The sequence below is a fragment of the Bradyrhizobium sp. SZCCHNS3002 genome, assembly GCF_032377435.1.
In the GTDB taxonomy this organism is placed as follows: Bacteria; Pseudomonadota; Alphaproteobacteria; order Rhizobiales; family Xanthobacteraceae; genus Bradyrhizobium.
In genome coordinates this window covers 1-21,962 of the sequence record NZ_JAUHHY010000023.1, presented here as the reverse complement: position 1 = coordinate 21,962, position 21,962 = coordinate 1, and the positions used below count along the sequence as shown (strand labels likewise).

Annotated in this window: 18 protein-coding genes and 2 pseudogenes; 6 read left to right on the top strand and 14 right to left on the bottom strand. The window is 59.7% G+C overall.

Annotation, left to right across the window (positions count from 1 at the left end; genetic code table 11):
* Window positions 1-61: 61 nt before the first annotated feature.
* Complete coding sequence (locus tag QW845_RS31775) at window positions 62-328, bottom strand: hypothetical protein (protein ID WP_315805458.1); 267 nt, start codon at window positions 326-328, stop codon at window positions 62-64.
* Window positions 329-331: 3 nt separating this feature from the next.
* Window positions 332-529, bottom strand: a complete 198-nt coding sequence (locus tag QW845_RS31770) for a hypothetical protein (RefSeq protein WP_315805457.1) — start codon at window positions 527-529, stop codon at window positions 332-334.
* A gap of 89 nt (window positions 530-618) precedes the next feature.
* On the opposite strand from QW845_RS31770, the pseudogene QW845_RS31765 reads away from it, so the two are divergent.
* Window positions 619-789: pseudogene (locus QW845_RS31765) on the top strand (IS3 family transposase); the annotation flags it as partial.
* Here QW845_RS31765 and QW845_RS34240 read toward each other — a convergent pair.
* From QW845_RS34240 to tnpA, 8 genes and pseudogenes are all read right to left on the bottom strand, one after another.
* Window positions 708-947 (bottom strand): Mu transposase domain-containing protein, encoded by a 240-nt coding sequence (locus QW845_RS34240; RefSeq protein ID WP_409997994.1) that lies wholly within the window; start codon window positions 945-947, stop codon window positions 708-710. The pseudogene QW845_RS31765 and the gene QW845_RS34240 overlap by 82 nt on opposite strands.
* Window positions 948-1,812: 865 nt before the next feature.
* Window positions 1,813-2,274 carry a HEAT repeat domain-containing protein gene (locus QW845_RS31755; protein ID WP_315805456.1) on the bottom strand — a complete coding sequence of 154 codons (462 nt, stop codon included), beginning with the start codon at window positions 2,272-2,274 and terminating at the stop codon, window positions 1,813-1,815.
* A gap of 9 nt (window positions 2,275-2,283) precedes the next feature.
* On the bottom strand, window positions 2,284-3,495 hold the full coding sequence (locus QW845_RS31750; protein ID WP_315805455.1) for a reprolysin-like metallopeptidase: 1,212 nt from the start codon (window positions 3,493-3,495) through the stop codon (window positions 2,284-2,286).
* A gap of 9 nt (window positions 3,496-3,504) precedes the next feature.
* The gene (locus QW845_RS31745; RefSeq protein WP_315805454.1) at window positions 3,505-4,755 is read right to left on the bottom strand and encodes a hypothetical protein; all 1,251 of its coding nucleotides are present in this window, start codon (window positions 4,753-4,755) and stop codon (window positions 3,505-3,507) included.
* Between the two features lie 18 nt (window positions 4,756-4,773).
* Complete coding sequence (locus QW845_RS31740) at window positions 4,774-5,697, bottom strand: hypothetical protein (RefSeq protein ID WP_315805453.1); 924 nt, start codon at window positions 5,695-5,697, stop codon at window positions 4,774-4,776.
* A gap of 577 nt (window positions 5,698-6,274) precedes the next feature.
* Window positions 6,275-7,768: pseudogene (gene tnpC, locus QW845_RS31735) on the bottom strand (IS66 family transposase).
* Between the two features lie 44 nt (window positions 7,769-7,812).
* Entirely contained in the window at window positions 7,813-8,124 is a 312-nt protein-coding gene (gene tnpB, locus QW845_RS31730; protein WP_409997991.1) for an IS66 family insertion sequence element accessory protein TnpB, read from the bottom strand.
* 50 nt (window positions 8,125-8,174) lie between these two features.
* Window positions 8,175-9,071: an IS66 family insertion sequence element accessory protein TnpA gene (gene tnpA / locus QW845_RS31725; protein WP_315805452.1), complete on the bottom strand. Its 897-nt coding sequence runs from the start codon at window positions 9,069-9,071 to the stop codon at window positions 8,175-8,177.
* Between the two features lie 195 nt (window positions 9,072-9,266).
* Here tnpA and QW845_RS31720 point away from each other — a divergent pair, with 195 nt between their 5' ends.
* The 3 genes from QW845_RS31720 (at window position 9,267) to QW845_RS31715 (ending at window position 15,712) form a co-directional block, all read left to right on the top strand.
* Window positions 9,267-10,352 (top strand): IS110 family transposase, encoded by a 1,086-nt coding sequence (locus QW845_RS31720; RefSeq protein WP_315805451.1) that lies wholly within the window; start codon window positions 9,267-9,269, stop codon window positions 10,350-10,352.
* A 768-nt stretch (window positions 10,353-11,120) separates the two neighbouring features.
* Window positions 11,121-11,699: an alpha/beta fold hydrolase gene (locus tag QW845_RS34235; RefSeq protein ID WP_409997990.1), complete on the top strand. Its 579-nt coding sequence runs from the start codon at window positions 11,121-11,123 to the stop codon at window positions 11,697-11,699.
* A gap of 467 nt (window positions 11,700-12,166) precedes the next feature.
* On the top strand, window positions 12,167-15,712 hold the full coding sequence (locus QW845_RS31715; protein ID WP_315805450.1) for a TM0106 family RecB-like putative nuclease: 3,546 nt from the start codon (window positions 12,167-12,169) through the stop codon (window positions 15,710-15,712).
* A gap of 150 nt (window positions 15,713-15,862) precedes the next feature.
* Here QW845_RS31715 and QW845_RS31710 read toward each other — a convergent pair whose 3' ends face one another.
* Window positions 15,863-16,264, bottom strand: coding sequence for a hypothetical protein (locus QW845_RS31710; protein ID WP_315805449.1), 402 nt, complete (start codon window positions 16,262-16,264; stop codon window positions 15,863-15,865).
* A gap of 326 nt (window positions 16,265-16,590) precedes the next feature.
* Here QW845_RS31710 and QW845_RS31705 point away from each other — a divergent pair, with 326 nt between their 5' ends.
* Together QW845_RS31705 and QW845_RS31700 are read left to right on the top strand one after the other, a co-directional pair.
* Complete coding sequence (locus tag QW845_RS31705) at window positions 16,591-16,821, top strand: helix-turn-helix transcriptional regulator (RefSeq protein WP_315805448.1); 231 nt, start codon at window positions 16,591-16,593, stop codon at window positions 16,819-16,821.
* Between the two features lie 465 nt (window positions 16,822-17,286).
* Complete coding sequence (locus QW845_RS31700) at window positions 17,287-18,000, top strand: hypothetical protein (RefSeq protein WP_315805447.1); 714 nt, start codon at window positions 17,287-17,289, stop codon at window positions 17,998-18,000.
* Window positions 18,001-18,571: 571 nt separating this feature from the next.
* Here the strand turns inward: QW845_RS31700 and QW845_RS31695 are convergent.
* From QW845_RS31695 to QW845_RS31685, 3 genes are all read right to left on the bottom strand, one after another.
* A complete protein-coding gene (locus QW845_RS31695) occupies window positions 18,572-19,183 on the bottom strand; it encodes an Abi-alpha family protein (RefSeq protein ID WP_315805446.1) in 612 nt (203 codons plus the stop codon).
* Window positions 19,184-19,909: 726 nt separating this feature from the next.
* Entirely contained in the window at window positions 19,910-20,677 is a 768-nt protein-coding gene (locus QW845_RS31690) for a SprT family zinc-dependent metalloprotease (protein WP_315805445.1), read from the bottom strand.
* A complete protein-coding gene (locus QW845_RS31685) occupies window positions 20,664-21,827 on the bottom strand; it encodes a UvrB domain 3-containing protein (protein ID WP_409997993.1) in 1,164 nt (387 codons plus the stop codon). The genes QW845_RS31690 and QW845_RS31685 overlap by 14 nt, the downstream gene beginning before the upstream one ends.
* Between the last annotated feature and the right edge of the window lie 135 nt (window positions 21,828-21,962).

The window sequence follows — 21,962 nt, the reverse complement described above, 5'->3', positions numbered from 1 at the left end:
TCCCGTCAGCCGGATTTCCTAGCTGGTGAAGTTCGATTTTGGTGAGGCCTAGCCCTGATCGCTAGGTCAGAAAATCTCTGACAAGACCGAAATAGGGGCGCCGCTTTCTTTCGCGCTCCCAGAAGCCCATCTTGCCGGCCGGCGCGAAACAGAAGAAGCCCGCGGGAGCGCGCGGGTCGGTTCGCGAGGTATATTTGGCGCCACCGTCCATCAGCCAAATCTCGGAAAAGCCGAGGCCGGCAAAGTAGCTTGCATTTAGCGCATCTGCGAGATCGTCGCGCACTTCGTAAAGCGCAGCGCCTTCAACATCTTGCGCCAGCCAATCCAAAGCTCACAAAAGCATTATCGGGCGGGAGCGAAAAATTCCGCGGCGTTCGTAGCTCTCGTGTTTTTGGGACGCGATCCGCAAAAGCTCTTCAATGATCTGTTCGGCTCCGTCGGCTTTGACCGAGGTAAGCTCAAGCCTTGTTTCAATCCCGTCGATCAACGCGACGCGATCAGGTGCTTCGCCGCTCGACAGGATCGTCACCGTGCGACCCGTGATGATGGGGAATTTCGCCTCGAACGTGTCCGCGATGGCGGTCCCGACCCGCTATCGTCCGCTGATACTGCAGCCAAAACGACGCTCGGCCACACTCCCAGCTCGGATGGAAGACGCCAGCGGAGTTCGCCGCCACCTGCAATCCGCGTCGGGATCTGGCGCTGCGCTATGTCGAGCGCTCCGCGCCAGCTCCCGCCGCCACCACCGCCCGCATGGGCACATCCAACCGCCCGAACGAACTCAGGCCTAGATAAAACTTGGTGAGGGCAAGGTCAACGCGCGCCTTGCCGGCCGCGACCGTCACCGCCACGCGCTCGCCGATCTGCCGCCACGGCACCGAGTAGCTGTTGGTGTCGACCTCGACGGCGCAGTCGTTGCCGACGCTCCGCGTCAGCTCGCGCAGCATGCCGAACGACGCCCGCCCGCCGAGCGGCTGCAGCCGGTGCGCCTCGTCGCGATCAAAGCGCGTGATCTCCACGCCGCCGTGAATGCCCGAGCTGCCGATTTCCTAAACGCCGGCCAGCAGCATGCGGCCCTCCACCTGGTAGGGGCGCGAACCCAATAATGCCCGAATCGCACAAGCCCCTTTCGGTCTTTCGGATGATTGACTGAATGACTTCTTGTTCAAGTGATATTACTTGCGGAAGTCAAGACCAGCACGCCGAGTGCAAACACGTCGGGTGTCCGAAACGGGTGCTGAAGGCTCACGTTGGTACCTCGCGCCCAATAGGAGATGGCGCGCGTCACGCAGTGGCAAGTGAAGCCGCTGGCGATCGCCATCCGGTAATCGCCAAGCATCGAAAACAGCGCACAATATGCGAAAATAACGATCGCGGTAACGGTCTCAAAAGCGGGCAAAGATACAGTGGCATTTACAACCCGGTAGGGTACTGCCTGACAGCAGCCAAACTTGGCGCATCCCAGTTTTCCTGCGGCATAGAAGCCGTGGATACTTATGGCTCCCACCGCAAGGGTCTGGTCTGCGGCGCCGTCCAACGCAGCGAGAAAGAGCAGTGAAGCGGCCGCGAGGAATACTCCCCAACGCCATTGCCTAGGTTCTGGGCGGTGAAGCAGCGACCGAACGTAGAGATGCAAGAAGAGAGGAAGCGAACTACCGATCGCAAGAGCGGTTCCGGTAACCAGGATTGCCGGGGCCGCCACAGCCGTCGGTATCGGCGAAAGAGCGAGTAACGCTACGGTCACCGACGCGGAGAGGAGAGCTGCCGCAGCCCGAGGATTGGACTGAGGTCTAAACCATGTAGAGCTTAGCATCAACGATTCGGTCTCAAGGAACGCGAGATTTCGTCGCGAACGAATTGCTCCGGATCGGAAGCTGCCATGCTTTCGAGGGCTTGCCGCACCGAACTCGCTGACAGATTCACGGCTGTGCGCGCAATGTATTTTCGGACGCCGGAATCGGCGTCCTTAAGCGCGAGCTCGACTAGATCGGCGTGTTGCTCTAGTTCGGCGAGAGTAAAATTCTCCAGGGCTCTTACGGATTGAAGTCGAACTAGTACATCGGGATCTTTAAGCGTTCGAGGGAGAACTCTCCAGAACGTCATGGGATCGATCAGTGAAATAAGCGTCACCGCGTTTGCACGCGTTCGCACCTCGCCGTGCGCGGTCAGGGCTTCCACGGTCGAAGCGTCCGAACGATCAGCGGTCGTGGCAAGGCGGGACAGATTCGGCTCAATCGCGTTGAGCTCGGAAATTATCGCGGCTTGAGTTAACATCGTTCTACCCTAGCATGAAAAGAGCAGTTCGCTCCACCGCATTGTGTCGATTTGGCCACCATTCAAAACCGGCGGTGGATTGGAGAAGGAGTCGATCGGACGCATGAGATTGTTACCGTCGGAAGGGTCGACGTGCGAAAGGCCTAGTACATGGCCTATTTCATGTGCCAGTACCCAAGGTGTCATTGAACTCGCCCCCATCAGCGCTACCGCAGGCACCCCTGGAGGATGCGCGGCGCAGCCAATCGTGTTTCCAGTATTGCTCGTCATCGTCCGCACCCAGTAAGCGCAAACATCGGTTGGCCCTGCATTGGCCCTGAACTGTCTGAAGAGAGCGTCCTGCTCGGCCGTGACCGTGTTGCTCACGCAGGTTCCCACGTCCAAGTCCTCGAATTGAGGCAGATGAAGAGTTTCGACAGAGGCGAGATGGATAGTCAGCTTCCCAGCCCTATAGACGCCATTGGTCGCCGTCACCTGCTCCTGGATGGAATGGTAGGGGGGGACGAGTATCTTGGCATGAACATTGACGCATAGTTCGCCTTGAGGGGCGGGCTTAGGCTTGGCACAGAAACCTCCACAACAACCCCCACATTGTCCGGCGAGTGCCATTGGAACCATTCGGACCGGATTGATGATCGCGCCTGTGAACCCGCGAATGCCGGACAGAAAGATCATGTCCTCCAGCGCGGCATCGACGAAGATCTCCAGCTGGTGGTCCGAAACACCATCTTCGATCGCGATGTATCGCGTGCCAGTCGGATCCCATATGATCCTGCGCAAGACAAAGGTGTTGCCGAATCCCAATTCGGGCGGCAACTCGTCGACGCCTAGCACGATATTGTTGCCGTCATTCTCGTCGGCTTGTGTGAACTCGAACGTCAATGTGTCGGGCGAGGCGATCGGCGAGAGCGTTGTTTCAACGTTCAGAATCGGCCCTATGTAGAGCGTCATTTGACGCCGCTCCGGACCAATATCGCGGATGATTTCATCGACCAGATTTCCTTGGTTTCGGTAGGCTCTCGCGGTCGGAACAAAAGTACCACGTGCCCGAAGCTTGTCGCCCAGGGATTGGTTGCTGGCCGTGAGCCTAAAATAGTCGAAGAATATCTGTATCGGGATGGGATCATGAACCGAGGTCCTCTCTATCATGCGATGGCGCATCGCATCCATCGATTCCTTGAAAGGCCTCCCGGGTACTTTGATCTCGTAAACAATGGGCATATCGAAATCCTAGGCAGTCGGGACGATCCCAAACGTAGTGTGGTCGGACGAAAGCCATACGTCGAAGTTTGAGACGCCGGAAACAAAGAAGTGCCGGCTGAACCCGTCGATGCTGGGAACGAATCCGTTGACGATGCGTGCAATTTGGCCTTCGACCCAGTGGGTCAGAAATGGAATGCGCGGACTGATGTCGACGTCGATGTCGGGAGTTCCGACAGGGTGCGCTTCGATTACAAGGCTGGTGCCAAACCGAACGGAGAGAGAGGTGTCAACCGTAACTCTGACCGTTACCGTGGCCGATGCAACCTCACAGCCGATTTTGAGGCTGATGGATTCTCGAATGCCCGCGACGAAGCGAAATGTTTTGTCGGAAGTCACGAAAGGCCCGGCAAACAAGCTAACTCCGAGCGAGGAAATCTCTTGCGAGATCAGATTGGTAACAATCGAAAGGTCAAATCGGAGAGCGATCGGAAAGCCCGTAGGAAGGGCCGAGATGAACGGACGGCGAGATTTGCTGCGCCTTCCAACATGCCCGACGACGCGTATAAGGCCGTCATTGTAGGCTCCCCAGAACTGAGGCTGTCTCGGGAGAATATCGAGCATGGGTGTTATCATTCGAGCCCGGGCTAAGGATCCCTCGATCTCAGTTTTCGCCCGATCCTCGATCTGAAATACCAAAGCAGGCGCAAGCGTTTCACTGGATGAGAGGCGGGGTAATCGGCCCAAACCAAGCGCCACAATCGCCGGCGATGCATTCGCCGTGAAGATATCGCAGGAGATACTCAGTCGTGCCTGCATGTTGCGGCTGAGAATCTGAAGGTCTATTGGAACGCCTAACCCGGCCTCTCCGGGTGAAACGACATCACCGGCTGTTCCTGGTGAAGGAAAAATGCTCAATCGACCACTCTGTTCGAGCTTGTAGCCCATCCCGCCGCCGATATTGCCGGAGATTGGCGCTATAACGCGATCGGGATTAACGCCGGCCTTGTTGAGCACGTAGTCCCAGGACGCCACCATTTCCACGTCATGGTACAGTTGGAACAGATCGATCAGACTAGCTAATGCCAGCGTGTTGCAAGCATATAGGTGTCCATCGCGGCCTTCCGCGGCCGTCGTGGTTGCTGCGATCAAGATGGCGGTATTTCGAAATGCCTGGGCTGCCGTCAATTCGGCGCCCGCGAGATTCTCGCACTCAGTCAACGAAGTCTGAATGCTATCCAGTTTCTGGCCAAGGTTGATGAGCCAATCGGGAAAATCCACGGTCGATCCTAACCAAAACTAGAGCCCTTGAACGGTATTCTTTATCTCGGTTAGTGTATGCTCGAGGGTGGTCATGTGTTGCTCCTGGCTAATAACGTCTCTTCCAGCCTTCTCGACCAATTGCCTTGCTGCTGTAACTTGTTGCTCCACGGAATTGAGTCTGCGTTGGATTGGTCCGCCGGAAGATACGGCTTGAGCAATCAGAGCGAGTTGTTGGTCGATCCTGTCTCTGAGCTGCTCGAATTGCTCGCGCAGTGCCTTTATCTCGTCTTCGAGCGGGTCGTGATAAATCATTTCGAACCGCATCAGAACTGCTCCGCGGGGTGCGGCGGGATGAGCACTGAATGCCGGGTCGAAACTGGGCGATGGCCCTGACGATATCGTTAGTTGTTTGACTGTGACGGCCGTCAGTGGTGGCTGGCCTGAACTAGAATTATAGCGTCGCAGAACGCTTCCAAGGCTTATATCCGCTGGTAAGCCGAACTGATCGACAAAGTTCAGGATGTGCAGATGGCCACTCCAGCCATGGCGGTCATCGCCTATTCTAGTTACTAGCGACGATAGAGGCGTAACTTGACCCAGCACATTGGCGCGATCATGTTCAGGCTGAAGTGCTGTTCCGTATTCTCCCGCGCCAAGCGCGTCGGCGAATTTGAGCCAGCGAGACATCGCGGCTCGATAACTTTGCCGTGCCACAGTTTGGTCCCATGAATCGATGAGATCTTTGATCTCGGCGATAATCGCGTCGGTGAGATCGTGGCCATCAATGTAGAAACGAACATTATCGGCACCGGCTCCGTTGAAATTGGGGCCAGGCTTTGTTACGATCGAGAGTACTATATCCTTCAGATACTGCTTCCTATCGTCAGGCAGCGAGAAGTGGAATTCGAGTCGCTTAGGTCCAAAGCCAACCTCTTCAATACCCAGGCGAACGTGGTCCATTGCAGCTCCCCCCAGAGATAGTCGATCTTTTTATACAACCTTCGATAGGTCAAGCGATTCTTGCGAAAGGAGTATTCTGGATACTCAAAATCCGTAGGTTAACATGGCTCATCCGCTGGCCGGCGATAGCACTGACTTGACCGAGCCGCTGTCGCGCGTCCCGGCTTCCGGCATCGATCCCTCGCACGATAGAGTATCGCCCGGAGACACTCGTACTCGGGGCCGCCATCATTTGGTGCGTTGCGGCATAATTGGCGTGCCCCATGCTACTCCAATTCATCGCTTCAACAATGAAGACCCAGAACGCCTGGACAGCTACTGATATCCTTCCGCATGCTGTAGCGATTGCGCTAACGCCCCTTGGGTTTGTTGGACTGCGCCTCTTCGGCAGCTGTCGAGGCTGTTTCTAGCACAAGTTCCGTAGATCTTCCGCACGCCTGCGCAGATCGTCAGCGCTCAGCAGATGAAGCGCCCCCGGCGGATCAAACTTGAGACTTGCAGAAGTCGAACGCTTACGAATGCCCGTGAGCGTCCCGCCACTGCACGTGGCCCAGCTCTTGACATGATCAGTCAGCTTTCAGCTCCACGGCAGTAATTCATCGAGGCGGTTGACGGCGTATCCGTCGATCATCCGCTGCAGGACGCCCCGCTGCTAGGCGTGGGGCTCGACGTCGTTCAATTTGCACGTCGTGATGAGCGAGGAGACGACCGCCCAACGATGTCCACCACCGTCGCTGCCGGCAAAAAGGTGCTTCTTGCGGCCGAGGGGTGACAGGACGGATCGCGCGCTCGACTGGATTGGTGTCGAGCTCGACGCGGCCATCGTTCAAGAAGCGCGTCAGGCCATGCCAGCGCGAGAGCGCATAGCGGATCGCCTCGGCAAGCGTCTGCGGCCGGAGACCAGGCGGAGCTGTGCATCGAGCCAGACTTTCAGTGCGTCGATGATTGGCTTGGAGAACGTCCTGTGCTCGGCAAGTCGGTAGGTAGCCGACCGCGGATCCGCGCCTCGATCGCATAGAGCTCGCTGATCCGGCGCAGGGCTTCTTTTGCTGCAGGGGACGTCGTGGCTTCGGCCACATCGTAGAACTTCCGTCGCGAGTGGCTCCAACACGCTGCGAGCGTGATGCCCTCCTTGTCGGCCAGCTGTTCGAAGCCAGCGCATCCGTCGACATGCAGGATGCCCTTAAAGGCAGCAAGGTGTACGACCGGTCGCTCCGCCCTGCGATCCGGCGCGAACAGATAGATGGTAGCCGGAGGTTCGGGCCGCTCCATTGCCGCTGGTCGCGGGCGTACACGCAGGGCCGTCCCATCTTGGTTCGTCCGCGGCCAGGATCGAGCACCGGGATTGGCGTGTCGCCAGCAAAGAGATGGTTGGAGGCGAACACGTTCTTGCACAGCCGCCCGTGCAAAGTTTCGAGCCACCAGCATGCATCACCAACCCAGCCCGCGAGCGTCGAGCGGCAAAGATCGATCCGTGACGGTCGAAGATCTGCGACTGTCGATAGAGCGGAAGGTGATCGAAGTATTTGCTGATCAACACGTGCGCGAGCAGCGCGGGCGTCGCCAGGCCGCCAGGGATCAGCCGTTCCGGTGCATCGGCTTGCACCACCTTATTGCAGGTCCGGCAAGCGTATTTCGGACGCGTGGTGCGCAGAACGCGAAGCTGCGCCGGGCTTCAATCCAGTATCTCGCTGACGCTCTCGCCAATCAAATGAAGAGCACCGCCGCAGCAGCTGCAGATCCGGCCCTCCACATCAAGTAGAACGTCTTCGCGTTGCAGGTCATCGGGCAGCACACGACGTCGCGGCGGAGATTTGGCTTCCCGAGTGACCTTCGGTTGCGCTTCCTCGATGCGACCAATGTCGCTGTCGAGGTCCTCGAGACCGAGTGCGAGTTGGTCGGGGTCGATGCGCTCGGAGCTGCGGCCGAACTGCATTCGTTGCAGCTGCTTAATGATGGACTTGAGGCGCTCGATCTCGGTGTCACGGTGATCAATCGCAGCAGCAATATCGCGCACCAAGCGCTGCAGAAGCTCAGGATCGGACGGGAGGTTGGTGAGATCGAGCTGCATGTCCGATGGTACTCGGACATGCTGATTCGGAGAAGAATCGCAACTCAGTTCAGCACTGGATTTTGCAGATCAGCCTGCAATCGCTGGCTTCCAGACACGCTCTGGCGCGCGCCAGTCGATGCCCTTGCGAGCTGCGCGGTGAGCGTTATCGAGCCGTCATAGCCAGTCATCACTGGCCACACGAACCCGCCCTGATCGATGCGTTTTGTCAACAGACAAAGTCCGATTCCATCCCAGAACAGGACCTTCAGGATCGATGCCTTCTTGCCGCGGAAGGCAAACAGATGACCGGAGAACGGATCCTTCTTCAGCGTGTCCTGGACCAGAATCGCAAGTCCGTCCATGCCCTTGCGCATGTCGGCCTAGCCGAGCGCCAGGTGCACTTTCACGCCCGCTGGAACGAACATCATGATGCTGTCTCTCCGCTTTCGATCTGCGCTCGCACGGCGTCCGGATGGCTGCCGGCGGGAGCGAAGACACGCCGCCCGTCAGCGAGGTCGACGGCAATCATGCCCTCCGGTGGACGCACGAGATCGCGCAGGGCGCGTGCGGCCGGCATGTCGTCGGGCAGCACGACACGGGCGAGCTTGGATCGCTTCTTTTGCGCGATGCCGAACTGCGCGCGCCAGCGGAACAGCAACTCGGTGACGATCCCATGCTTGCGGGCGACGGCAGAGACCTTGGCGCCTGGTAGCTCGGTTTCCTTGGCGATCGCGAGCTTTTCCTCGTCGCTGAAGAAGCGGCGGGCTGGCATTTTTGGCGCGGTCGGATCGCCGATCTCGGCGGCTGTCAAGCGGCGTTCGGGCTGTGAGTTCCTAGCACTAGTGCTAACGGCCGGACGGGCGGAGGGATGAAGATGGGCGCACCAGTCGATCGTGATCTCGCCGGCCGCCAGTCGGTCGCGCCATTTGCGCAGCGAATGCGGCGACAGCTGCATCGCCGCGGCGTAGGCGCGGAGCTCCATCCCGCTCCAGTTCAGCGCCTCGACATGCATCGCCCAGAACGCCTGGGACGCTCGATTGCGTACATCCGAGGTGATCGTGAACCTGCGCTGCTTCTCCTTTCGGAGCGCCTTTTCTCGCTCTTCCCGGGCGCGCTCGCGGCGCAATTCTGTCTGATGTTTCTTGAGCTTAAGCGCAGTCTCGTTGCCGGCCAGCCGCTTCAGCCAACGCCGCAACGTGTTCTCGGTGAGACGTTGCTGCTGGCAGTATTTGCGGATCCCGAGACCACTGCGACGCCACGCTTCGATGTGCAGCGACCACCATTCGCGGCGCGCTCTGTTCTCGAAATGTTTGGATCCCACCGGAGATTTTCCACAGCAGCAGAGAACTCGAAATGGAACGACAACACACGAGGGGGAAGATGTGCAGAGACCGGACGGTTACCGCCCGATTACTCTGTCGGCGTAATCGGGCGCGCGCAAGACGAGACAGTGTTGGCGGCAAAGGCGCAGCATTGCGGTGAATCAACATTGATTCGCCGAAGAGGACGTCCGCCGATGAAACTCTCAGCAGCACTCGACACCTCGAGCACCAAGACCGCGATCTGCGTGATGAACAGCCGCGACGGCAACATCGTGTTCGAATCCAGCGTTTTGACAGATCCGGCGATCATCTTTGAAGCGCTTGCGCCGTATCTGCCGCGGCTCGACAAGGTCGGTCATGAAGCAGGCAGTGTAGCACCTTGGCTGCACCGTGAGCTCGTGTCCCTGGGCCTTCCCATGGTGCTGTTGGAAGCACGGCAGGCAGCGGCTGCCCTGCAGGCCCAGCGCAACAAGACCGACAAGAATGACGCGCGCGGTCTGGCGCATCTGGTGAGGGCGGGATGGTATCGGCCGGTCCACGTCAAGAGCCCGGAGAGCCATAAACTACGGCTGCTCCTCGCTCACCGCCGGACGCTCAAGCGCAAGCTGCTCGACATCGAAAACGAGATCAGACAGTCGCTGAAGGTGTTCGGTCTGTTGGTTGGACCGCGGGTTCAGCGGGCCTCGTTTACAGCGCGGGTGCGAGACCTGGTGGCTCATGACAGTCTGATTGGGGGCATAACGGAATGCATGTTGCGGGCCTGGGAAGCACTATGGGCCGAGTACAAGAGGCTGCACGACTTGCTGGTTCAAATGGTCGGCCGGGACGAGCTCTGCAGGCGCTTCTGCGCCATTCCAGGCGTTGGTCCCGTGACTGCTTTGACCTTCAAGGCAGCGATCGACGATCCGCACCGGTTCAGCAAGTCCAAGACCGTGGGGGCGCATTTTGGGCTGACCTCCCGCCGCATACAGACGGGCACATCGATCGACATCGAAGGGCACATCTCGAAGTGCGGGGATGGGGAGGTTCGTACCGTGCTCTACGAGGCTGCGAGCGCGATGCTGGTGCGCTCCAAGAAATGGTGCGGCATCAAGGCCTGGGGTGTTCGGATCGCAGCCAAACGTGGCCACAAACGCGCGGTGGTGGCCGTCGCGCGTAAGCTGGCGGTGGTCATGCATCGCATGTGGATCGATGGATCTGTGTTCCGGTTCGCAGCCGAAGATGAAAGTGCAGCCGAACCGAGTTTTAGCAACCCGACGGCGCTCGCCGCCGCTATGTGAGAGCTCTGGCGAGCGCCGTCTGACAGACAGTGCGACGACAGAAGATTGGCTGAGCTTCCGCCGGTCGGCGGAGAGGCGTTTGGTGGATCGAAGCGGATGCGGAGAGCACGTTATCTTGCCGGCGACGACAGCTCGATTGAGACGTCGAGCGCGCTACTGTGTCTGTGTTGCCCCGCGATCCTGACGACGACATGTGCGCCCGCATGGCTAGTGGGGCTGAGCACGAACTCCTGGATGGACCACCAGATGTCATCACCCCGAGATCATGACGAAAGCCGGACCAATGCCACGTTGTCGACCGCTCGTGTGCAGCCGTATAATATCAAGCAGAGGAGACGATCATGTCGGAGCAGAACGCGGAGAAGCGCCCGATTACTCCCGGCAAGATAAAAGCGCCTCTCCGCGGCGTAGAATCGGCGGTCGTAAGTTCTTGTCTCGTTTTCTTACAGCGTGGCACCATTCCGGGAATGGCGGTGTTGCTAACAGAAGAAAGCGATGAGGATTCAAGCTCCCGAACGGCACTCGTAGTAGATTGGCGAAGTCGGGCGTACGTTGGTGCAGATCGCTCATTGGCGCGCGAAACGGCCGTTCAAATTTCATATAGATCGTTCATAGTGCGGATCTTCAGCGCGAGCGGCGGACGTTCAACGGCCACGGCTCATTGAAGGCTGTGACGACCGAGCCGTCACAAGGGCTCACCAGCAATGAAAAAGGAGTCTGCTTGCCCATTTGCCTTCTGACGTAACCGGCGCAACGGGGCCGCAGCCGATGCCGAGCGGGCAGTGCGTCACGCTCGCTTTCTGTGGTATGATTGGAGCTTTTCCGCACGCCGAATGCAATCCGCCGAGGTCTATGCCAATGGAATTTGTTCTTGTGCCAGGACCCATGGTTCGTGCGTCTAGCCTTGAGCCAACCGCGTGCCATTTAGAGGGACTGGGACATCGTATTCAGCTGCCCGATGTTCTGGCGCATCGGCATACGCCACCCGCCTGGAGGGAGTGGACCTTCCATTTGGCGGCCCTCTTGGACCTGAGCCCGAGGTCCGTACTTGTCGGGCACAGCTCCGGTACCGCATTGATCGCCGATCTGGCAGTGAGACTGCCGTGCCGCTGCTTGATCATGGTCGACGGCGAAGTGCCGCCGTCGAAGGGAGCGGCCGCCCCGATTAGACCGGCATTGCGTGAGCTCATCGAGAGGTTCGCAAGACCAGATGGGACGCTTCCGATCTGGTCCAGGTGGCAGGGGGATCAACGACGAGATGCTCTCCTTGGGCTCGATATTTTAGGGCGCGACCCCTCCGCGCTAGCTGCCTTCGAAAGCGACCTGCCTGAGCTTTCGATCAAATAGTTCGACGATATCATCGAGCTTTCCGAGTGGGACCACATCCCGGCTGGGTTCATTCAAACATCAGCAATCCATAATCATTCGGCTGCTGAAGCCCGGCATCGCGATTGGCCGGTCGTACGGCTGGACGGGACGCATCTTCACCCGACTCTCAGTCCGGCCGAAACTGCAGACGCCATCGTTGCCATGTCCAAGGCGCTGGTTCAAAACTTCGGTCCCTAGCAGTGTTGGGTGCTTCATCCGTGAGCTGGTCAGGGCGATTCTCCGGCATAGCAGGGCTCCTTCTGTGCCGGCCGAGGCCAGCAATCCCGGCGGCGGCTCAATTTCTATTGGTCCGACTTCGGGCCGAGGCCGCGCAGAATTTGCGGTGCTGTTGACGACTGGAAAGTGTCGAGAGCAGTGAGCTTGAGGTAAAGTCTATCAGCGCCTTTGTAGTTTGATTGGCGCCCTAACTGTGGCCGGGAAAGCCCATGGAAGAGACGCGGGACGCTCAAGGAACAGCACCGGCACAGAACCAGCTGGAGGACCAGCTCGCCATCCTTAATCCGTCGGCAAAGGGACGCCCCGGCCACCTTACCCCGACTCAACTCGCGGCCCATCTGGCTTGTCCCCACCTCACTCAACTCGAGCGCCAGAGGCGTGAGGGGCTCCTGTCTGTCGAGTACAGCCCCGACCCACGCCTCGAGTCCCTCCGTGAGCGAGGCCGCCAGCACGAAGGGGCCTATGTCGAGCGGCTGCGGAGTGCTGGCCGCTCGATCTGCGACCTGCGTGACGAGCGCGATCCCAGGGCAACCCAGCGAGCGATGGAGGCCGGCTTCGACGCTATCGTGCAGGCGACATTAGCCAATGATGTCTTCAGCGGCATTGCGGACGTGTTGCTGCGCGTCGACAGCACGACTTCGTCATTGCCCGGCTACGCCTACGAGCCGGCCGACACTAAGCTTTCACTTCAGACCAAGCCAGGCACGATTCTCCAACTGTGCACTTACGCCGAGTTGCTGAAGCCGATGCAGGGGCTGGAACCCGAATCCATCCACGTCATCACGCCGCTTCAGCAGGAAACCTACCGCACTGCGCAGTTTGCGGCGTACTACCGTCTGGTACGTACCCGCCTGTTGACCGCAGTAAGCGCAGTTCCGGCGCCGAGCACGTATCCGCAACCTGTGGCTCACTGCGACGTCTGCACCTATTGGCGCTATTGCGACCAGCAGAGGCGTGCTGACGACCACCCTTCCTTGGTCGCAGGCATCAGCGGCGCTCAAGTGCGTGAGTTCCAGCAGCAGGGACTTCTCACGGTGACTGCCATTGCCGAAGGAGAGGGGCGGCTTCCTGACAAGCCCAAGCGAGGCGCTGAAGAAACCTACCGACGGCTCGGACAACAAGCCCGGTTGCAAGTGGCAAGCCGAGGTGCCGAGATGCCTCAGATCGAGGCGCTTGCGCTTGAGCCAGGCCGCGGGCTGGCAAGATTACCAGAGCCTTCGGCCGGCGACATTTTCCTCGACTTTGAGGGCGATCCGTTCGTCGCCCCGCACGGCCTGGAGTACCTCACCGGGGTGTGTTTCGCCAATAAGGCCGGAAACGTCGAGTTCAACCAACAGTGGGCGCTACAGACGGGCGAGGAGAAGGCTGCTTTTGAGGCCTTCATCGACTTTGCGCTGGCTCGCGTGCAGGAGCACCCCGGGACCCATGTCTATCACTACGGCGCTTACGAGCCCGCGGCCCTGAAAAGGCTCTCAGCCCGTCATGCGACCCGGGGATCTGAGCTGGACCAATTGCTGCGCGGCCGGCGATTTGTGGACTTGCACGCCGTCGTGCGCGAGAGCTTTCGCATAGGCGTGGAGCGCTACGGTCTCAAGGAGCTGGAAGCCTTGCATGGCTTTCAGCGGCGGCTGGACCTTCGAGACGCCGGCATCGCACGGCGTGACCTCGAACTAGCGCTTGAACTGGGCAATATCGAAGTCCTCCCAGACGAAGTTCGTGACCGCGTCGCTGCGTACAACGCGGACGACTGCCTCTCGACGGAGAGCCTGCGTGGCTGGCTCGAGCGCCAGCGCGACGATTGTCTCGCGCGCGGCCAGTACATTGATCGGCCGGTGCCCGGCACGCTGGCGCCAAGTGAGGACGTCAGCGCCCGCGATCAGCGCATTGCGGCGCTCAGGGACGTCTTGCGGCAGGGCTTGCCGGCGGACCTCGAAACCTGGACGGCGGACGAAAGGGCGCGAGCGCTCCTCGCTGCGATGCTCGGGTACTTCCGTCAGGAAGAAAAGAACGCCTGGTGGGAGTTTTTTCGGCTTCGCGATCTTCCCGACGATGAACACCTCGACGAGCGCCATATGCTCTCCGGGCTTGAGTTCGTCGAACGTCTTCCGAAAAAAGGGCGCGAGCGGAATGCGCGATGCCGTTTCCGTTTCCCCATCCAGGAAACCGCTGTCGAGCCCGGAGACAACGTCGTATGGCCGCTCCCAGCAGAGCCGGGTCGGGAACCCGAAACAATCAGGGCCGCGGTCGAAGCGGTTGATCTTGATGACCGAACCATCGTGCTGAGTATCAGCGAAAAGGCCATGCAGTCCCTCCCTATTTCGGTTTTCAAAGATCCGGTGGTCGGTGCCAAGGCGCTTGAGGAAGCGGTGCTGGCCTTCGCTGAGTATGTCTGCAACAGCGGGTTCGATCACGACAGCCCCTACGCCGTTGCTGGTGAACTCTTGCGAGCGCGTCCGCCGCGCCGGATCGCTGGCGTCGGTTACGAGCTCCGCGGTGCCGAGGAAGAGGCTGGCCGGGCGCTGGTGCGCCTGTGTAACGAAATCGAAGGCGGCGTGCTGCCCGTCCAGGGGCCGCCAGGAGCCGGCAAGACGACGCAAGGTGCCAATGCCATCCTGGCGCTTGCCGCGGCGGGCAAGACGATAGGTATTACAGCGGTCAGCCACAAAGTCATTGACAACCTGTTGGTTGCCGTGGGCGAAGCTAACCGCGGATCGCACAGCCTCCAAAATCTGCACTTGGTGCACAAGGATGATGAGCACGACGGTGTGGACGGCATTGAATTTGCTAAATCGTCAGGCGAGGCGCTCGATCGCATTGCCCCGGGCACCATCGTCGGCGGCACCGCTTGGCTGTGGGCGCATCCTGACGCTATCGGCCGCCTGGACGTGCTGGTCATCGACGAGGCTGGACAGATGGCTCTTGCACAGGCGCTCGCGGCCGCGCGCGCGGCCCGAAATCTGCTGTTGCTCGGTGACCCGCAGCAGCTTGAACAGCCCACGCGGGGCGCCCACGAAGACGGCGCGGACGTTGCCGCACTGGTGCACCTGCTAGGTCCCGGGCAGGCGACCCTGCGCCCCGACCAAGGCCTGTTCCTCGACCGCACTTACCGGCTACACCCCGCCATTTGCGCGTTCACGTCGGAGGCCTATTACGAAGGGCGGCTGCAGTCTCATCGCGGTTTAGAGCGCCAATGTATCGATGGCGCCACGCTGTTCGCCGGTGCAGGGCTGTTCCTGGTGGAGGTGGCCCATCAAGGCAACCAAGCCCAATCTCTTGAAGAGGTTGAGGCTGTCGTTGCGATCGCTCGTTCGTTGCTGCAACCCGGCAACACGTGGACAAACGCCGACGGAGAACGCCGCCTTTTGGAGCCGGAAGACATCCTAGTCGTCGCTCCCTACAATTCTCAAGTAAGTGCGCTGAGGCGTGCACTCGCCGGCTTTAATGTAGTTCGCGTCGGGACTGTCGACAAATTTCAGGGTCAGCAAGCGCCAGTAGTAATTTATTCATGCGCAAGTTCCTCACCTGAGGACGCACCGCGCGGAATGGCGTTCCTCTACGACCCGCATCGGTACAATGTGGCGACTAGCCGGGCGCGCGGCATAGTCATTGTTGTTGCGAATCCACGTCTCTTCGAACCCGATTGCCGCACGCCCGAGCAGATGGCCTGGGCGAGCGGCTTCTGCCGGTTTGAGGAGTTGGCAACGAAGATCACACTATCCGAAATCGGAGGGGGTGGTCGTCTTCAAGGCGATTAGCGGAGTAGAGATTGTCTCAGGGCAGGGCCGACCTGCGGGGAGCAACGTCAGGCGAGCCGCCGCCGACAAATCCGCCCTCCTCATAAACAACTAGCCGCCTTGCGGATGTTCGCTATGCCGCGGCTAGCCAAAGACGAGGAGAAGGCGGCGCTATTCGCCGAAGTTCGGTTGGCGAATGTCTACGGGCACGTGCGCAATCTTACAGATCTCCTCAACGAGGAGACGTACCGCTCGCCCTTGCCAATCAATTTGATCGATCGGAGATTCCCAATACTCTGATAGGACGTAGGCCAAATGGCGCGCCTTTATGCTCAGGCCTTTCAAAGTGCTGGCGGGCGTTTCCATGATCGCTCGTTCGACGGGATCAAGGCGGGCCAGCAACGCCTCGTCATGTGCGGTAACGTACTCGTCAGCTCGCTTCGACAGGTCGGAAACGCTGCGATCGAGTTCTGCCGCCAGCGCAATAAGCTGTTCTTCAAGAGCCCTGAGACTAGCATCAGGGTCCGACGAAGTTCCAGAATCAAGACTGTTAAACGATGTTCGCGTGTCCATTTGAGCTCCGGAAAAGTCGCGGGCGGCGCACGCCCTCACAGTCGTGGATCGCCCTAGCCGTTGGGCCCTTGCGATTCCGATGGTGGCTAATATTCGCTTAGGCTGCTGTTGCCTGCTGCTGTTGGGCCGTTGTGCCGACCCCCGGTCTCCTCGTGAGCCTAGCTTTTTGACCTTCGCGCCTCTGCATCATCGCTCTGCCTCCGAGCTCAAAGGGGGCATGCGGCCCATCGGAATTCGCCCCACCAATCCAAAAGAGGCGGCGGTATTTTCGTATTATAGGTTATAACCTATAGAATTTCCAGCCCTGCTTTGGTCCTACCGTCCAGATGAACTGGTCGGACCCAAAGGCGGCGCGCGGCGTTCTCGGCGAGAATGTTAGGCGGCTTCGCAAAGCAAAACGGTTTAGCCAAGAACGCTTGGCAGAGCTGACCGAGCTCGACCAGCCGCACATCAGCGAAATTGAGGCAGGGCTGATTAATCTCACCCTCGATAACGTCCAGGCGCTGGCCGTAGCGCTGGGCGTTGAGCCCTCCGATCTGCTGAAGCCGCCTTCCTAGACGAGAACGTTTGGAATTGCGGTGGACGAGCCGGCTAGGCAGCAAGTGGATCCCTCTCCGAGCGGTACACGCGCCGTAGTTTGAGGCTTGTACGGCCACTGACGCGGCTATTCGTCTGTCCGCTCACCTTCTATGCACGGGCCTCGTCCCGACTGCCTTCAATGCGGCTGATGCTGTTCGTATCCCTCGGTTGGACGTTGACAGCCCAATCGCATAGCGGCGGAGCACAGCGAATACTCGGCGATATGCCAGCCCGCAATTGATATGGCACAATCGGCTTATGTTGCCGGGCTGCCATCGCAGGAGTGAGTTGCGTATATCCGGGAATGCGAGATCCGGCAAACTCCTGAAAGAGGCGAATACTCGTGTAAGCCTCGCACGCCATCCTGCAGGGAGAGAGGGGTCCCTCCGGCCGGCTGAAGATTGCAGCGATCTGGACGCACACCCCTGGATGGTCGACCGCCAGTGACGATCGTCCGTCGCGAGCACAGGGCGCAATTCACCATTGTACCGAACGCTGTCTTCGCGGATCCCCGCCTATCTGTCGAGGCGAAGGGCGTGCTCGGCTATCTGCTGTCGCGTCCCCACAAATGGCACGTCCGCTTGGATCACGTCGGGCGGACCCTGGTCGTTGGCCGCAAGAAGCTGCAGCGCATCTTTCGAGAGTTAATCGCCGCCGGCTATGTCGCCCGCGAAGCGCAACGCTTCGTCGACGGACACCGGTTCGGCGAGCTCGACTATGTCGTCCATGACGTGCCTGTGCCTGTGGATAAGTCGTTGCGTCCGCGGGGTCGAAAGGGACCTGCGGCTCCGCGGGTCCAAAAGGGACCTGCGTATAAAGACTCGCCGCGGGGCCCTAAGGGACCTGCCTATAAAGAACTAGATAAAAACAGACCCTCTCCACCGGCGGCCTTTGCACCTGACGTTTGGTCGAACGCTATCGGCGTGACGCAAGATCGGCTTGACCAGCTCCAGGACGACGAGGCTCGGCTCGATCCGGCGATCGTGGGGCTTTTCGACGACGTCGCTGAAGGTTGGGAATTGATAGCCGCGCTTCCGGATCAAGAGCGGGCTGAGCTACGCCAACGCTTCAGACGGGGTGAGCTCGATCGGGCGGCGATCATTGAGCTCCGGAACCGATACCTGCATGTGCTGGGTGGCCGTCGGGGTAAGAGGTGATCGCTGCTGTCGGCTCCAGAGCCCCTGACCGGTTCTGACCGTTGCGGTGTCGGCCGATGATCCACGCCAGGCAGAGCGCGGGGCGAGGCCGTCGAGTCTGAAACGAAATTTCATCCGACTTGGTGTTTCGCCTCAACGCCCCTGACCATATCCCTAAAGCCGTAGCGCGGGCCGAGGAGACTGAAGCGGCTCTGGCGGGTGGTCTTGGGCCGCCAAACTCCGTTGAAGCCCCAAGAGGCGCCGGAAGGGCTCAAGATCCGTGGATCCGAGAAGAAGGCTGAGGGCACAGCAGTCTGCGGAGACCCGCGGCGTCGCAGGTTGACTGCGCCTGGGCCGGAGGTGCGGCAAACCGGGTGAGATCGCCGAGCGAACCTGTTTGCCAATCGCCGAAATAGTCGTTGTGGCTCAGTGGCGGAACTCTGGCTGAAAAAATTGGCAAACGTTTTGAATTGTTGGCATTTTTACTCTTCCCTAGGGAGCGCCATTAGTTTTCACGTCGATTAATCAGCGGCTTTTCTCAGTGGCGTCCCGCCTCGAGCCGCAGTGGGACCGCCTGTGTTCTGGTCCAACCCTAGCTCACCGCTTTTAGGAACTCTCGCCCGAGTGGCGTCAGAAATATCGACCCGCTAGGTGAAGCCAGGATGCCCAAGTCCAGGAGGTTGGCCACGGAGATCGATACCTCATCCTCTCCAATGCCCAGCTTTACCTTGGCGTTGCCACGCGTCGCGCCGTTTTCCTGCCCACCATTTGCTTGAATCTCTCGGAGCATACCCGCATCCACGGCATCCAGCTTCTTTGCTATCTCGATGAACTTCAGGCGGAACCTTCGGCTGCCCTCCGGGCTTGCGGCGGCTGCGAGAAGTGCGGCCCATATATCCTGAAGCTCATCGCGAGACTCATCCGCCGCGGCAACGATGATCGGGATGCTTAGGGCAGGCGACGCATCAGGCTCCTTTATGCCATCCCTTTCCAAGCGCTTTTTCGCCTTGTCGATTGTGCGTATTAGATTCTCTGTGCGCTTGACCTTGAGGTAGTTGCCACCCAGCAGCGCAACGATGTCCTGCGGGGTTGTTCCGAACGTCTCTTTCAAAAACCCGCCCACACCTTGAAGTGTTTTGAGCGCCTCCTGGCCGAGCTTTGCCTGCTCGTCCGGAATTGGAATGAGACTATCGTCACTACTCATGTCCAGCCTCCCAGCTTTGCCATGGCGGCACTCTTCAGTTGTTGCAAAGCTAAGGTCATAAAGCCCCACTGGGGAGCGCCATTACCGACGCTCAACACAAATTTCTCCGACCTGCGCGCGCGGCTCCTCGGCCTCGCGGCGCACATTCGCGTCCGAGCTTTGCTCATCGAGGCACCCTTCATAAAGAAGGGCGCAGGGAAGGCCGGGTGCAGGCCGCACCCATGGCCCGCCTGCAGAAAGAAAAGCAGGCGGCAGTCACCACAGGATTGGCCGAACAACCGGCCTTCCCTGCGCGATGGGTTACGGCTGCTCCGTGCTCTCCCAGGGGACCGGGCTTGCTTGCCCCCGTCATCGGGATGTCACCGACCAAGACACCAGCGTCGGGGTGTCGGGACCACACGGCTTGACCGTCCGTCCAGGGTTCGTTCGTCCGCACGCGAAACGCGCACTGCGACCCCAGGCGGCCACCGCATCTCCCGCTCCACGGTCCGTGACGATCGCGAAACGCCCCTTCTGTGAGCAGGAGACGGCGAAGAGTGTCGATCTGATTTGCCCGACGACACAAGGCCGGATTTGCCCGACGGAATGCGACAAACTGGCACGACGGGCAGATTGAGGATGGGGGCGCGGAAGGCCGCTTTGGAGAGCGCCGAATTCACCAACGCAGGGGGCGGGCAAGCGTAGCGCACACGCCGCCTTGATAGACCGCTTGCGGTTCTGCCTACGTTAGTCGGTCCCTGCTGCTGGTTGCATCAACTGAATCCGTGGGCCATTTGCCACCAGCCACTGACGTGCGCGCTCTGTCTCAGGGCACAGGCTCTGCACCGTCAGCCAGAACTTCCGGGAGTGGTCGGGAACGGCCAGGTGAACCATTTCGTGCGTGACGATGTAGCGCATGACAAATTCCGGAGCCATCACAAGCCGCCAGTTGAACGATAGATTGCCGAGCGCAGAGCAGTTGCCCCACTTGGTTCGCTGGCCCATCACGTAGATGCGGTTCGGCGCGCGTTTCAACCGTTTGCCTACATTGGTGATGTGTTGCTCGATGCGTTCGCGCGCCTGCTTGCGCAACCAATTTTCGAGTGATCGGGCGGGGGCCGTCCTACTACCCGGGTTACAAGTGACCGTTATTGCGTCGTGCTTGATCGCGACTTTATTCGGGGCGCGCCAATTCTGCGAACGCACGACTCGCACTGCCACCTTATCGCCCTGAAACAGAATGTGTTCATCATCCCGCACTAATGGTCGGCGCAAGGCATGCAGTTGACGAACCCGCATCAGTTGCCCAGACAACCACGCGCGCTGATTGTCAACGAAAGCCGTGGCTTCCCAGTCGTCGCGCCCTTCAGGCAGGACGACTACGACACCATCAGGGCCCACCTTGATGCGAAGTTTCTTGGCCGTGGGGGAATGCACGAGCTTCCACTCCACCACCTGCCCGTCGAGCAGAAGGCGGTGGAGTGCGACCGTACGGCCATTTTCAGCCAAGGCCATCGCTATTCACCAGTTCTTCGATCGCAGGCCCGAGGAACGGCGGATTTGCATCGTCCGCATCAAAGCCCAACGCGGTGTAGGTCGGATTCCATGATTCCGCCAATAGCGACTGTTCCACGCGCATCCGCCCACCCTTGGAATTGCTCCAGCCAGCGGGAAGCAACTGATTGCCCCGCAAATGCGCCACCATGCGCCGCGCACAATCGGCAAGGTATGCCTCGTCTTTGCTGGCGGAGTATTCACGGAGCACCGTGAACAGGCCATATTCGCCCGGCTGCGTTAGACCCAGCCGTTCGGGCTCCTCGTCGGCCGTGGCCTTTTCGTCGGCGATGGCTTGCAATTCCTTGAGGCGTTCCTCGGCGGCCTTGTCAGCCGCGTCCTTTCTCGTCTTCAAACGCGCAAGCCGCTCGCCAAGCTGCCGGTAGGTGAAGCCGCCACCATCGTCCTCGGCGAGTTCCGCCGTCAAAATCGCTTCCAGCGCCGCGGCCTTGTCTGCCGGACTGGGTAGCTCCTCAAGCTTGGCGACGTAATCCTTATCGATCTTGAACACAGGCAACGAGTCGGCCAGGTCCATGAATTGGGTGTTTTGTTCGATTAACGCCCGCGTCTTGGCCGAAAGCTCGCCATAGGTACCCTGCTTGCTCGCGCCCCTCTGTCTGCGGCGGTGAGCGATATAGACGCTGCATAGCCAGTTGTAGGTGTAGCGGTGTTCGTACAGCACGGGATCGGGCGACACCGCCTCCCATAGCCGTTCCAGGCTCTTGAAGTTGTGCTCGAAAATCTTGGCCGCGTCCGGGTCTTTGATCGCTCGCAGGGCGGCCAGCAGGCATTCGCGCGTGTCCGCAATTGTGATGTCCTTGAAGCTTTCTATGCAGCGCTCTACCTCGCCTGGGACCGTGGCCTTGAGCTTGTCCCAGTCGATCAGCGCCTCTTCGCGGATATTCTCGTCGAAGTTTAGCGCCTTGGTGAGATTGCTGAACACGCCGAAGTAATCCACTACAACGCCGGTGCGCTTATTCATCGCTGGCAGCGGGCGGTTGGTTCGGGCAATGGCTTGCAACAGATTGTGGTCGCGCAGTGGCTTGTCCAGATACATGACCTGCTCGACCGGCGCATCGAAGCCAGTCAGTAGCCGGTCGCAGACGATCAGGATTTTCAGCGGCGGTTTCCACTTGCTGTGGTTTTCGCCGAATGCCTCGCGATTCTAATGGACTGCACCCCTCAAGTGAGACACGATAATCTCAGTGACAGGCATTCCGAGGATGACCTGTGGCAGCAAGAGGGA

Coding starts and splice junctions, on each gene's coding strand:
- QW845_RS34240 (WP_409997994.1), bottom strand. CDS start 947: ATGCTGCGCGAGCTGACGCGGAGCGTCGGCAACGACTGCGCCGTCGAG.
- QW845_RS31755 (WP_315805456.1), bottom strand. CDS start 2,274: ATGTTAACTCAAGCCGCGATAATTTCCGAGCTCAACGCGATTGAGCCG.
- QW845_RS31750 (WP_315805455.1), bottom strand. CDS start 3,495: ATGCCCATTGTTTACGAGATCAAAGTACCCGGGAGGCCTTTCAAGGAA.
- QW845_RS31740 (WP_315805453.1), bottom strand. CDS start 5,697: ATGGACCACGTTCGCCTGGGTATTGAAGAGGTTGGCTTTGGACCTAAG.
- tnpB (WP_409997991.1), bottom strand. CDS start 8,124: ATGCGCAAGGGCATGGACGGACTTGCGATTCTGGTCCAGGACACGCTG.
- QW845_RS31720 (WP_315805451.1), top strand. CDS start 9,267: ATGAAACTCTCAGCAGCACTCGACACCTCGAGCACCAAGACCGCGATC.
- QW845_RS34235 (WP_409997990.1), top strand. CDS start 11,121: ATGCCGAGCGGGCAGTGCGTCACGCTCGCTTTCTGTGGTATGATTGGA.
- QW845_RS31715 (WP_315805450.1), top strand. CDS start 12,167: ATGGAAGAGACGCGGGACGCTCAAGGAACAGCACCGGCACAGAACCAG.
- QW845_RS31710 (WP_315805449.1), bottom strand. CDS start 16,264: ATGGACACGCGAACATCGTTTAACAGTCTTGATTCTGGAACTTCGTCG.
- QW845_RS31705 (WP_315805448.1), top strand. CDS start 16,591: ATGAACTGGTCGGACCCAAAGGCGGCGCGCGGCGTTCTCGGCGAGAAT.
- QW845_RS31695 (WP_315805446.1), bottom strand. CDS start 19,183: ATGAGTAGTGACGATAGTCTCATTCCAATTCCGGACGAGCAGGCAAAG.
- QW845_RS31690 (WP_315805445.1), bottom strand. CDS start 20,677: ATGGCCTTGGCTGAAAATGGCCGTACGGTCGCACTCCACCGCCTTCTG.